This is a genomic window from Roseobacter sp. OBYS 0001 (assembly GCF_019654895.1).
Taxonomy (GTDB): Bacteria; Pseudomonadota; Alphaproteobacteria; order Rhodobacterales; family Rhodobacteraceae; genus Roseobacter; species Roseobacter litoralis.
Map to the genome: position 1 here is coordinate 19687 of NZ_BPES01000015.1, position 12633 is coordinate 32319.

8 protein-coding genes and 2 pseudogenes are annotated in these 12633 nt (G+C 54.4%); 7 read left to right on the forward strand and 3 right to left on the reverse strand.

All coding sequences use genetic code 11. The annotated features are described in order from the left end of the window. Positions 1-124: 124 nt before the first annotated feature. From K5Q35_RS19740 to K5Q35_RS19765, 7 genes and pseudogenes are all read left to right on the forward strand, one after another. On the forward strand, positions 125-331 hold the full coding sequence (locus K5Q35_RS19740; protein ID WP_220801082.1) for a DUF6471 domain-containing protein: 207 nt from the start codon (positions 125-127) through the stop codon (positions 329-331). Between the two features lie 650 nt (positions 332-981). Continuing rightward, positions 982-1143: pseudogene (locus K5Q35_RS19745) on the forward strand (transposase); the annotation flags it as partial. Between the two features lie 238 nt (positions 1144-1381). After that, entirely contained in the window at positions 1382-2236 is an 855-nt protein-coding gene (locus tag K5Q35_RS19750) for an SDR family oxidoreductase (RefSeq protein ID WP_013960897.1), read from the forward strand. 68 nt (positions 2237-2304) lie between these two features. Then, positions 2305-2436 (forward strand): annotated as a pseudogene (locus K5Q35_RS22745) (integrase); the annotation flags it as partial. A 169-nt stretch (positions 2437-2605) separates the two neighbouring features. Next, entirely contained in the window at positions 2606-2872 is a 267-nt protein-coding gene (locus K5Q35_RS19755; RefSeq protein WP_220801083.1) for a hypothetical protein, read from the forward strand. Between the two features lie 180 nt (positions 2873-3052). Next, positions 3053-4630, forward strand: coding sequence for a helix-turn-helix domain-containing protein (locus K5Q35_RS19760; RefSeq protein WP_220801084.1), 1578 nt, complete (start codon positions 3053-3055; stop codon positions 4628-4630). A gap of 66 nt (positions 4631-4696) precedes the next feature. Continuing rightward, on the forward strand, positions 4697-6340 hold the full coding sequence (locus K5Q35_RS19765; protein ID WP_220801085.1) for a BCCT family transporter: 1644 nt from the start codon (positions 4697-4699) through the stop codon (positions 6338-6340). On the opposite strand, the gene K5Q35_RS19770 is transcribed toward K5Q35_RS19765, so the two are convergent. The 3 genes from K5Q35_RS19770 to K5Q35_RS19780 all read right to left on the reverse strand — a co-directional run bounded on the left by K5Q35_RS19770 (position 6330) and on the right by K5Q35_RS19780 (position 12470). Then, on the reverse strand, positions 6330-7514 hold the full coding sequence (locus K5Q35_RS19770; protein WP_220801086.1) for a ShlB/FhaC/HecB family hemolysin secretion/activation protein: 1185 nt from the start codon (positions 7512-7514) through the stop codon (positions 6330-6332). The two genes, K5Q35_RS19765 and K5Q35_RS19770, sit on opposite strands and share 11 nt — an antisense overlap. A gap of 713 nt (positions 7515-8227) precedes the next feature. Then, positions 8228-9139, reverse strand: coding sequence for a DNA-binding response regulator (locus K5Q35_RS19775; RefSeq protein ID WP_013960902.1), 912 nt, complete (start codon positions 9137-9139; stop codon positions 8228-8230). After that, positions 9126-12470 carry an ATP-binding protein gene (locus tag K5Q35_RS19780; RefSeq protein WP_259650609.1) on the reverse strand — a complete coding sequence of 1115 codons (3345 nt, stop codon included), beginning with the start codon at positions 12468-12470 and terminating at the stop codon, positions 9126-9128. The genes K5Q35_RS19775 and K5Q35_RS19780 overlap by 14 nt, the downstream gene beginning before the upstream one ends. Positions 12471-12633: the final 163 nt, after the last annotated feature.

The window sequence follows — 12633 nt, forward strand, 5'->3', positions numbered from 1 at the left end:
ATAGGAGAAAGTGCTGTGCCTTTTTGTGTCTTAACCATTACCTAAGTAATGAATACAGTATGTGGAGGTATTGAATAAATAACTTATGTAATGTTTGTGATGCTTTTGCTTACATAGGTGACACATGCCAGATCAAAACGAATGGGAAACCAAAGCAGCAAATATGTTGAAGGCGGAATTGAAGCGGCAGGGGGTGACGTATGCTCAGCTCGCCGATTTAATTGACGAAAAAGAGGTGAATATTCGCAACAAGCTGTCACGAGGAAAGTTTAGCGCTGCGTTCTTGTCGCGGTCGCTTGCAGCAATTGGTCTTTCAGAGTTGCGCCTCTAGCTTTCGTACTCAATATCAATAACTTGGTGCAAGTGAATTACTGAATAAGCGACTGGACGCGGCCCAGAGAAGACTAGATTCAGATCAACTACAAACCCGCGCTTAAACACGTTTTCATCTGCGTTCTGGATCTCGTCTTTTATCTGCGCCTCGGCCAAATCTAACCCGTAAACCAGCGCCTAGGACTTGTCCGATATTTCCGCGACAACGACGCGCTCGCCAGACCGTTTAACCACGCTTCGTTTTGCATCTAGCTGGCTCGCACAGGACCACGGAGTTATCAAACCCCGCCCAGAAGTACCTGAGGTAGGTCTTCCTGAAATGGGCATTGTCGATCTCGCAAAGAGGGTCTGACAACGGATAGACCAGCACCTGTCCGATACGAATTTCGGAACAGAAAAGGTGGCAAATATGATCAGCATCCCGAAATAGCCAGAGCGGAGGGCGCAGAACTTGAAAGCTCAGAAACCAGTGACGTATTTTCCTGAGCACTGAACCAGACGATGAAGCCAGCTGCACCGGACGTCCGCTATCTGCCCTCGGTGCTAGGGTGCATCCCCTGACTTTAAATAGCTGTTTTCATTATAATTTTATCAATAATGAACGAGGTAACTCTGAAGAAACAATCCAGGTCCAGGAAAGCCCAAACCATGGGTACTTTGAACTAAGCCGAGAGCGGTGTACCTGTTGCTGATCTGTGCCGTGAACATGGGATGAGTACGGCCAGTTTTTATAAGTGGCGGGCGAAGTATGGCAGCATGGATGCGTCCCTGATTTCACGGATGCAAGCGCTCGACGAAGAGAGAAATCGCGCCAATTACAGCATCAGCAACATTGGGCTCAAGGCAGGTGCTTAACGCCCGGTCACTCTATGACCTCTTCCGACAGTCAAACCTCCGGTCTCAGGATCATCTGGTTTGAAAGAAATAAGCTTCTGCAATTTGAGAACGACCGCTTTCAGGAAGGCGTTGGAGAATGGCCCGCTGCACCGCTCCGAACTTGCGCCGCTTGCGTCACCGGTTAAGATGACGGACCAATGGAGGATACACTATGACCCATCCCGCACTTTCTGCAGAGTCGGTTGCCGTGATAACCGGTGGAGCCTCGGGGATCGGATTGGCTGCGGCGACGAAGTTTGCAGGCATGGGAATGCGGCTGGTGATTGTTGACCTCGCCGAGGACAAGCTGGACACCCTTGCAGGACACCTTCGGGATGCAGGTGCTGCGGACGTTATGGTGGCTTCGGTAGATGTCTCTGACAGGGAGCAGATTGTTGCTTTGGAATCGGAAGTAACCGGCCGCTTCGGTGGTGCGGATATCCTGATGAACAATGCAGGGATTGGCGCAGGCTCTTCTTGCCTTGGTCCACTTGACGCATGGCAATCAATACTCGCGGTCAACCTCTGGGGCGCTATTAACGGGACTCAGGTCTTCGCGCCTGGAATGGTGAGCCGCGGCCGTCCAGGTGCGATTATTAACACGGGCTCCAAGCAGGGCATCACGACACCGCCCGGAAATCCCGCGTACAATGTATCTAAATCCGCACTCAAAGCCTTCACCGAGGCGCTGGCACATGAACTTCGCAATACAGAAGGATGCCAGCTTTCGGCGCATCTCCTGATCCCGGGCTTTGTCTTTACCGGCATCACAGGACTTTCTGAGAAACCGCCCGCCGCATGGACTGCAGAGCAGACTGCGGATTTCTTCGTCAAGAGCATGGATCGTGGGGATTTTTATATCCTTTGTCCCGACAACGATGTGCCGCGCGAGCTTGATGAAAAACGCATGGCTTGGGCCATGGGCGACATCATAGAAAACCGTCCGGCACTTAGTCGGTGGCATCCTGACTATTCTGATGCCTTCGCTGCGTTTGTCGACAAAAACGATGAGGCTCTGGACCCGTAAACGGGCTACGACTTCAGCGGCAGCTTTTACCGGCAGCGGACGGTTGTGATAAACGAGGCTACCTTTAGCCCGGTCGTTTCCATGACAGGCTGCACATCTCCACCCGGCAGTATGTGCGCCTTGTTCGCGACTGGATTACGTCGATTGGCTTGGAAGCAAACGTATAGGGCTCGCATTCGATGCGGCGGACAAAGGTCACTTAGATATACAAAAAGACGGGCAACCTGCGCGCGGTGTAACTGCTTGTGACTCTTTATGGGATGCAAATGAACGCTCAAATAATTCTGCAACATTCGTCGGTGAAAACCGCGTTAGAGCAGTGGGGCCCGATGTCTTGGACGCACCGCCAACGTCTTGAGGGGAGCGGCTATGGCAGAACTTGGGTGGTTCGAGATACAGAACGATTTAGTCGGCTATCTGGCAGCTTCTTTGGTCGTTGCGACTTTCATGATGCGGTCGATACTCTGGCTCCGGGTTTTCGCACTGGCCAGCAATGTCGCGTTTCTCGTGTACGCCCAGATGGCTGGCCTTGGACCGATTTTCATTCTGCATGCAATACTGTTGCCAATAAACCTGTTTCATATCTGGGAGATTTTCGTCAGCACGCGTAAAAGCGGGCAGCGTCCTTTGAACTAGCCCGTTCCACAATACGCAGGCACCTGACTGATCGGCTGGTTTATTGAACGTCTCAGTTACGCGGCAGGATGACTTGGGGTAAAAGTTTAAATCCCGGAACCGGACAAGATCCTCGACAAAGAGAAATTCGCCTTTACGATAAAGAAACCAACAGATTATCCATCATTGACGTAGGTATCTTTGTCGCAACAATTGATTTTCGAGCCGGACTTTTCGGCAGTGCGGTTTGAGGACGGCACCGAGGTCAAATTCACCCGGATGGAAAAGCGTGCACTGGCGGTTTTTTCTACCTCCGCTGGCCGTGTGCTATCCCGCGATTACCTTCTGGATGCAATCAGCGAACATGGGTCAGAGAAGAGCGATCGAAACGTTGATTTTCTGATCAACCGAATACGGGCCAAGCTCCGCGACAGCGCCAAAAACCCGAAGTTCATTGAGACACGATATGGCGAGGGCTACGTCTGGCTCTTTACCGGAACGTCGGCATCAAATGATGCCGAGGCCGCATTCATCGTCATAGCGCCGCTTAAGGGCCTCGCCACCCTTGGTGAATTCGAGGAAAACGGTCTGGCCTTGGTCCCATTCCTGCAGGCAGATTTTCGCAGTCAGATCCCACCAGATGAAACAGTTATGATCGCCCAAGACGTTGAAGGGGTTTCTGCAAGCGTCGCCCGCGGGCAGAAGATCGACGTTCAGATCAGCTTTTTCCAATACGGTTCAGGTGTTGAATGTGTCGTATCCGCGCGCCGATTGCCCGGCGGCCACATCTTTGTCGTGCGTCGCTTTCCCATTGAGGCCGGACCGGAGGGGTATCAGAACCTGTCGGTTCAATCGCGCACGCTCACGCGTTTGATTATGGCCAATTACTGGCAGGACATCGCCCAGAAAGGCATTGGTGAAGCACCCCTGCCCATCGCAATGCACCATGCGGCTGAACTGCCCAAAGACAGTAATTCGTGGGAGATTGCGAACCGCAGGCTGACGGATCTCAGAACAGAGCAACCCGACGACCCCGCGCTCAAGATGATGTGGGCCACACATCTGCACACGAAATATGTGCTGAACGGATACGACCTTTTTACCAATGGCGAAGACACATGCGCCGCAGACGAGGCCGAGATTGAACAATCTGTGCTGGACGCTCTGGACTATGCACAAACGAGGCCGGAACTAGCGGTGATGGCCGCAAAGCTGTTGTATTTCGTCGATCAGGGTTACCGGGATCTGGCGTTGGAACTGGCAGCCCGAGCGCACAAATCAAACACCGCAATCGCCTCGTCCCTCGCCATCGTTGGACAGCTACACTCCTTCACCGGCGACATGGAAATGGCCGAGAATTATTTATTGCAGGCCGAGCAACTGAGTACACCAAAATCTGATTTTCAGATTTATGCACTTACCCTGCTGTGTCAGGCCTACAAGGCATCCGGCAACCACACCCGGCTCGCCGCGACGATGAAGCGAATGCACAAAGCGCGGCCTGCCACAATGCTCATTTTCGAACCGCTCTTTAGCGACCCCATCTCGCCCTCGTTACGTGCCAAGGCCATAACACTGCTCATGTCACGCAAACGCGCAACGGGTTTACTCAAGTTCGTCACATACCTGAGCGCGCGCCTTTTTGAGAACCCCGAGCATCGACAGAACTCTTTATTGACACCGGTCAATCTGCTTGTCCGACGCTTCGGGCCAGAGGTCGTGCCGCAAGAGACCGCTCTTCATCTGCCCCAGCTGCAGCGATCCAACAGCAAAAAGTAGGAAAGCAAACAATTCTACAACAATGCGCTTCGATCCTGCGTGTCAGGGCAATCGGAGGCGTAACCTGTGGCAAACTCCCCAATCACGGACAGACTCGAAATTCGCACCGTTCAAAAAGGGTTCTATAAAGGCTTCAACCCAACGGTCTCTTTGATTTCAAAGGTCATTGTGACGCTTCTGGTCTTGGCACTTATCGCCAGCCCAACCGCCGCCGCCACGCAGTTGCAGGCACTCAAGGCACTGACACTCACGATCTTTGCGGCATGGTACATCAACCTGCTTGGTGTGTTCGTTATCGCCTGTGCCGTTCTGGTGGTTTTGCCGGTATCGGGCGTTCTGAAACTGGGCAAACCCAGCGACGTGCCCGAATACAGCACGCAGTCGTGGCTTTCGATGATGGTCTGCGCCGGGATCGGGATCGGCATCCTCGTCTTTTCGGTCAGCGAACCCGTGGCTCATTCTGTCATCAACCCTGATATTCTGGCTGGTGAAACGGGCAGCGGGACGATCACTTCGGCGATGCGCTTTACCTATCTGCATTGGGGGGTGTCCGCTTGGAGTTGCTATGCGATTGTCGCCCTTTCGCTTGGCCTCAATTGTCATGGCAATGACCAACCGATGACGATGCGGTCCGCCCTTGTGCCACTGTTTGGGGCGCGCTTGGAAGGTTGGCTTGGGAATGTGGTCGACATCCTGTCCATCCTCGCCATCATCGCCGGTATCACGACCACAATTGTTCTGGGTCTGGAACAGATATGTTCGGGATTATCCGTTTTGACCGGCAGCACCTTTTTCGCAGATTTCGCCGGTGATCCGCCCCTTGTCGCTCTTCTCACGGCCATGCTTGTCGCCTTGTCTATCGTAACGACATCAATCCTGTCCGGCGTTGATCGCGGCGTGAAATGGATTTCCAATCTCGGGCTCCTCGTCGCCTTTGGTGTCTTGCTCGTGTTTCTTTTGACGGGGCCGGTTGGGCGACTGATGGGCGGGTTTGCGGATGCCGGTCTGACCTATCTGCGCCGCCTGCCATCCGAGGTTTTCACTGTATACGGGCCGTCAAGCGGCCCAAACGGAGCTGAGCAAGCACAGTGGCAGGCAGATTGGACGATCTTTTACTGGGCGTGGTGGATTGCCTTTGCGCCCTTTGTGGGGCTCTTTCTGGCGCGGATATCGCGCGGGCGTACTGTGCGTGAATTCATCCTTGGCGCGGTGATTATGCCAACAGTTATGTGTTTTATCTGGTTCTCAACCCTTGGGGGGTCCGCGCTGCTGCTTGAGGCCGACGGGATCGCACAAGGAAAAATCGTGAACGCAGCCCACGCCTTTCGAATTTACCAGACAGTTGACTTGGTCTTGGACCCGGCGTGGGCAACGATCATGAAAGGGGTGATCGTGTTCCTTTTTCTCATTCTCATCGTGGCGTCTACATCGGCTGCCATCATCGCGATCAAATCAATAGGGGCGTCAGGCGCCACTGTATCGGAAACACCGTTGCATTCGATGATATGGGCGCTCGTTATCGCGGGCATCACGGGCGCTGTCATGGCTGTCGGGGGGGTGGCTTCGGTGCGTGACATCATGATCGTGGGCGCGGTGCCCTTTTCCGGCATCATGGCATTGATGCTGGTGTCGATCCTGCGCCTTGTTCTTAAGGCAGGGTCAAGATCAGCCGCCGCCGTCGGCTCAGCCAGAACGGATTTCAGAACCTGAGTGCAAGTCGGAACCATACCCGGGTCGCATCCTGCTCAATTGCGCCAACCGGTTCGTCCAGAATATGGGTGACGGACAGTTCGCCCAGATAATCACCAATAGCGGTCCTGTACCCGATAGAAGCACTTGACCAGTTATCGGTGTTCCCCGTCAGAACCGCGTTGCCAAGGTCTTCGGTCCAGCCCCCGTCGATCCCGAAAAATCCCTGCCGCAAGTCCAGCCGTTTTGCCTCCAAAGATGGAAGTTTGAAGTTGTAGGCAAGCTCGACCCGACTACCCAGGCAGCGGTCTCCATTGACGAAACTCTGGTCGAAACCACGCGCATAGGTGTTGGTGCCATACCCGCAGCGCTGCGAGATCGGTAGACTGTCCTCCGTCCATTGGCCAACGATGCCGGCATTGACCAATACCCGTCGTGAAACCGGCACTGAAGCTTCAGCACTGAAGGCGATACGCAGAAAGTTAGCGGTAGACCCCGGTGCTGATCCAAGCAGACTGTTCTCTGCCGATGCACCAAACCCGCCCAACCCTTTGGTTGCGGAAATTGCCAGCCGCGTCCTGAACCTAAATAGCTGCCCGGTGTCGCGTTGCAGCGCCGCCCGGACCAGTCGCAAGTCTTCCTCCACAACTGTCCTGCCGAGTGCTTCGGCCGAACTGTCACGTAGAGCAAACTCGAGGCTCGCCAAAACCCTGCTGTTTTCCGATGCGGCAAGCCGCCTCGCGCCGATGGCAAAATTCGTTTGCTCCCCTCTGATGTCCAGCGCGAGGCCCTCGCTGGACCCAAGACGGTATTCGCCATGATCAGCGGAAGCAAAAAGAGTAACGCCGGTATCCGGCACTTGAAGGCGGTAACCCAGACCGAGCGCGGCAAGTTCAATTTCGTCATTCTCCGACAGACCGCTTATGAACAGCACCGCGTCGAATTGATCACCCGCCGCCGCAAAGTCAGGAAGGGACATACCAACAGCAGCATTGTAAGGCCCGAGTTCTTCAGCGCCGTTTGAGGTGAATGTCAAATAACCGGTATTTTCTTCCACCTTCCGAAGCCGTGATGTTGAACCTTTGTCAACACCCGTTGCCGGGTCGGCAGCAAAATCGGCAAAGAAGGATTGTGCTTTTGCGAGATCGGCAGACAAAAGCAATGACATCGCCGCCAGCGCAAAAATTCTCTTCATACGGGAATACACCAATGAAAATAATACTTTAATAAGAGGCGAGAAACTCCCTTACGTCAATCGATAATCGGTGCAGCATCAAAGTGCTGCTTCCCGTTTCAACAATCTGCGATGAGTTGATCAGGCCAAAAGCCCTTACCGGTCAGTCATAGAATTGGATGGAGTTCTCCTTCACCTTGACCGCCCCTAGAGCAATGGGGCGCGCGGCACGAATTAGGTGATTCCGTTTGATCAGACTGCCCTTGGCAGCCTTCAATACGAGTCCGCTTTCGAGATTTGGCTTAAAAAAATCTGGCTTGCAGCGAATGATTGCGTTCCGCACCCTTATCCAGGTTTTTCCCAAACGGACTGGACTTCAGCGGCTGGCAGAGCGGTTGTCTCGGCGCGCGCGATAAGTATTCGCATGGCTCGCCTGCCCGGTAGGGCGGGTTTCTGGATTCATGTGCCTCTCTGTTTCAGATGGTGCGAGACCAGACCCCACGTCGATTGGAGCTACACGCAAATGACCCGCTTTCTTTGCCTACTTCATGGATTTTCTGATCGACACAAATCAAAGTGTCGTCGACGATGCTGCACGAACCAAGCCGATGCTACCAGCGGAAATTGGTTCCGTATAATTCATGCTTTCAGAGTGGGCAGCGGGCACGACCGCAGACCCAGAGGCCCCCCGAAACCGGAAGCAACATCACCCAGAGCTTGAGGGCAAGGTTGCGTCACACCTGATGCATTACACGGTCTGCAGCCACCGCTGCCGCGGTGCGGTTATCCACGCCCATTTTCTGAAATACCTGTTCAAGATGCTTGTTGATTGTTCTGCTGCTCAGAGAGAGGATTTGCGCAATATCCCGATTGGGTTTGCCAAGAGACAGCCAGTAAAGCACCTCCGCTTCCCTTGGGGTCAGGCCGAATACCTCTTCAAGTTGCTGGTAAGGATGAGCGTCCCGTTTTTGATTGGTTTTCAGCAAATTCTCACCAGAAGGCGACGTGCCAATATAATCGAGGACAAAGGTTTCAAAGGCAAAGCTGCTCGCTTTTGAGGCAGGCAATTGAGAACTTGAAGACAGCCAGCGCAAAAACCGCTGGTTTCCCGCAAGGGCCGTTTCATCACATTTCATGGTTTCCCCAAGAAAACGAAGCGCTTTTGGACTTCCCCAGAGCAGCGCGCCCTCTGAGGATACCGCGATAACGGAGCGCCCTGACGTATCCAGCGCTTGCCGCGCACTCTGTATCGCTTTTGCATTTATGATGTGGGTGGTGATCCGGGCTATCAATTCGTCGATGACCGCGGGCTTCATGACATAGTCGACACCTCCGACCTGAAGACCACGAACGATATGCTCCGGTTCGGTCAGACCGGTCATAAAGATCACTGGTGCATAGGCCAGACGCTCGTCTGCTTTCAGCAAGGAACAGGTCTCAAAACCGTCAATGCCCGGCATCATGGCATCCAGCAGAATGACGTCGGGGAGGATACGTTGCGCCAGATCTAGGGCCGTGCGACCATTGGTGGCCACAACGGCACTGATGCCGTTTTCTTCCAGCGCCGCGCTGATCATGCTCAAGGTTTCCGGACTGTCGTCCACGACCAGCGCGATGTGACGGTCCTTGCTGTCAACGGTCGGCATCGACCATCTCCTCGAGAATATCAGCAATGCCCGGCAGATCGAAAACCGAGGCCATCTTGTTGAGCCGCACCAGCATGGAACCCCGCAGGCTGCCTTTTTTGGCCAGCTCACCGATGCGATCTGTCAACGCCCGGGCCATCCCGTTGCGCGCAAGTTCAATCAGTTCGGTACGCTCTGCTTCGGAAAACGGAGCTTTGGGCTTAACTTTGAGATCCGCGGTTTCCTTGTACGAAAGTTCAAGGCGCAGAATTTCGGCAATGCGCAAAAGAAGATCGTCAAGATTGTAAGGTTTTGTGATGAATGCGTCGCATAGTGGCACCTGAGACGCGGGAGCCTGTGTATCCATCGCGTGTCCGGAGATCATAATGATCGGGGAGGAACGATGCGCACCCTGTCGTAGTTTTTCCGCCAGCGAATACCCATCCAGACCCGGCAGATCGATATCCAGTACAAACAGATCAGGTGTGATATCCTTTAGCATCGCCTGCGCGTGCTCTGCACTTGGCGCAGTGAGAACCGCAAATCCCAAGGGCGCAAGATAGCTGTCCAGCAGATTCAGGTGGTTGAGATCATCATCCACGACAAGCAGGGTCTTGCGTGCGCCCAAAACCCGCGAAACGGACACCGGCTCAGTTTCAACGACCGTTCCAGACAGGTTGTCGCGCGCATCTGCCGGCACTGCAGGCAACATCACGCGGACCCGGAAAAGGCTGCCTTTTCCTTCAGTGCTTTCCAATTCGATGTCGCCACCCAATATCTCTACCAGTAACTTGGTGATGGTCAAACCGAGACCCGACCCCTGCGCCTGCGTCCCGCTTCCACGCTCGAACGGCTCCCAGATCCGCGCGCGATCCTCTTCACGGATGCCGCATCCGGTATCGCTGACTTCTATAACAGCCACTTCATTGCGATATTTGATCCGCATTGAAACCTCGCCGTTGTCTGTGTAGCGGATAGCGTTCGACAACAGGTTGATGATGATCTGACGCAGGCGCTTTTCATCAAATGTGATCCACACCGGGAGGACTCTGCTTGTCTCCATCCTAAACCGGAGGTTCTTTTCACGCGCTGCTTCCTCGAAAATCGAACTGACCTGTTGTAAGAATACCCGCAGATTTATACGGTCCCGGCTGATTTTCAAGCGCCCGGCCTCGATCCTTGATATATCGAGCAGCCCTTCAATTAGGCCAGCCAAATGTTCGCTGCTGCGCCGAATGGTTATGATCGAATTGCGCCTGCGGGCAGGCATGTCTTCGTCGCGTTCAAGGATTTGTGCAAACCCGTAAATGGAATTAAGCGGTGTTCGCAGTTCATGGCTGAGCCCAGTCATATAGCGCGTTTTAGCAAGATTTGCGGCTTCCGCCTTTTCCTTTGCCTGTTGCAGTTCCAAGTCCGTGCGTTCGTGCGCCCGTACCTCAAAAAGCAGCCGTTCCGTCTGTTTTTCAGCCTCTTTACGCGCCTGCCGCTGGCTTTCGGAAACCAACAGATACATCCAGACCGTGATGCCGCTGACAATGACAACCATCGTAAAAACAACCCAGAGGATCGCGTCAAAGTTCTCTGCATAGCGCAGATCGCGTACAAAAAGTAATAGTCCTCCAAAGCCCAAACCGATGAAAGCTGTGATGAGGATAAACCGTGACATGCGCGACATCAGCGCTTGCGCTACCGATAGGGGCAAGTTCCGCGTCAGCACGCCCCGCGTGACGTTATCCAGACGGGCGTGTGGTTTGCAGCTGTCTCTGCAAGCGCTGTCCAGCGTGCAGCAAAGCGAGCAGATCGGACCGGCATGAAAAGGACAATGGGTCATGTCGGGCGGATCAAAGCTGTAATCACACATGATACATTTCCCGGCCACATCTGCCGGTGCGGCTCTGGCGATATAGTAACGCCCACCCGTCGCCCATGCGATCACAGGGGCCAGTAGAAACGACGTACCCAGTGCGATAAAACTGGAGAGGGCCTCCATCATCGCACCAAACGCACCGCCAAAGGCGAGTAGGGAGAACAGACATGCCGTCGCCATGGAACCGATGCCGACAGGGTTGAAATCGTAAAGGTGCGCGCGGCGAAACTCGATGCCCGGGGGACTGAGGCCAAGTGGTTTGTTTATGACCAGATCAGCAACCAACGCACCGATCCACGCCAACGCAACATGCGAATAAAGCGCCAATGTGGCCTCCAAGGCACCAAAAACGCCCAGTTCCATCAGCATCAGGGCAATGCCGACATTGAACACCAGCCAGACCACGCGGCCAGGATGTGCGTGGGTCAGTCGGGAAAAGAAGTTCGACCAAGCGATTGAGCCCGCATAGGCGTTGGTCACGTTGATTTTGAGCTGACTGAGAATGACAAAGCTGCTGGTGAGCAGCAGAACCGCCCAGGGCTGCTCCAGCGCCATGTCAAAAACGGTTTCGTACATGCGCGTCGGGTCGGTGGCCAGCGCTTCGGGAACTCCGTTCGCGATTGCAATCACCACCAGATAGGACCCGGCGAGCATCTTGAGCATGCCCAGAATGGACCATCCCGGTCCCGCCATCAAAAGCGACGCCCACCAGCGGCGCTTTTCTGATGGCGTGTGTGGCACGGGCAGAAACCTCAGGTAGTCGACCTGTTCACCGACCTGCGCGATCAGAGAGAAGATGACGCCAGAGGCTGCGCCTAACATGATCAGCTTGCTGCTGCTCTCACCGGTTTGTGCCGCGTTGCCTTCAAAGCTGGACCAGCTTTGGATATCGTACCCCACAACGCCCAGAATGACGAAGGGCGTGATGTGCAGCAAAACCCAGAGCGGCTGTGTCCAGGCTTGAAAAGAGGAAATCTTGGAGAAGCCATTCACGACAAGCGGGATAACAACCACCGCGCTGATCAAGTAGCCGATGACCAATGGAATCCCGAGGCTGTATTCCAAGGCCAGCGCAAGGATTGCGGCCTCAAGAGCGAAAAAGATGAAGGTGAAGGTGGCATAGATCAGTGAGGTGATTGTCGAGCCGATGTAGCCAAATCCTGCTCCCCGTGTCAGCAGGTCGATATCCACACCGTAGCGCGCACCATAGTAGCTGATGGGCAGCGCTGTGAGAAACAGAACCGCCCCCACCAGCATGATCGCAGTCACAGCGATATCAAACCCGTAAGAGAGCGTGATCGCAGCACCGATCGCCTCAAGCGCAAGGAAAGATATCGAGCCAATGGCGGTATTGGCCACGCGTGCGCAAGACCAGCGCCGGGCCCGGTGGGCCGTAAAGCGCAAGGCAAAGTCTTCCTTGGTCTCGTTGGCTACCCAACGATTGTACTGCCGCTTTTCCTTTGTCGCGCGATACGTCGTCGCCATCTGCATCCCCAGTCCCACAGCCTTAACCCTGAAAAGGATGATTGGCTGAAGACGTCAGCTCAGCGGGCCCTCCATTTCCCGTCACATCCATTGCTGGAGCATTGATACAGCGTAGTTACGCGCAGTGGCATACGTCAATCGACGTATTCGCGGCAGGCAATGA

Coding starts and splice junctions, on each gene's coding strand:
- K5Q35_RS19740 (WP_220801082.1), top strand. CDS start 125: ATGCCAGATCAAAACGAATGGGAAACCAAAGCAGCAAATATGTTGAAG.
- K5Q35_RS19750 (WP_013960897.1), top strand. CDS start 1,382: ATGACCCATCCCGCACTTTCTGCAGAGTCGGTTGCCGTGATAACCGGT.
- K5Q35_RS19755 (WP_220801083.1), top strand. CDS start 2,606: ATGGCAGAACTTGGGTGGTTCGAGATACAGAACGATTTAGTCGGCTAT.
- K5Q35_RS19770 (WP_220801086.1), bottom strand. CDS start 7,514: ATGAAGAGAATTTTTGCGCTGGCGGCGATGTCATTGCTTTTGTCTGCC.
- K5Q35_RS19775 (WP_013960902.1), bottom strand. CDS start 9,139: ATGCCGACCGTTGACAGCAAGGACCGTCACATCGCGCTGGTCGTGGAC.
- K5Q35_RS19780 (WP_259650609.1), bottom strand. CDS start 12,470: ATGGCGACGACGTATCGCGCGACAAAGGAAAAGCGGCAGTACAATCGT.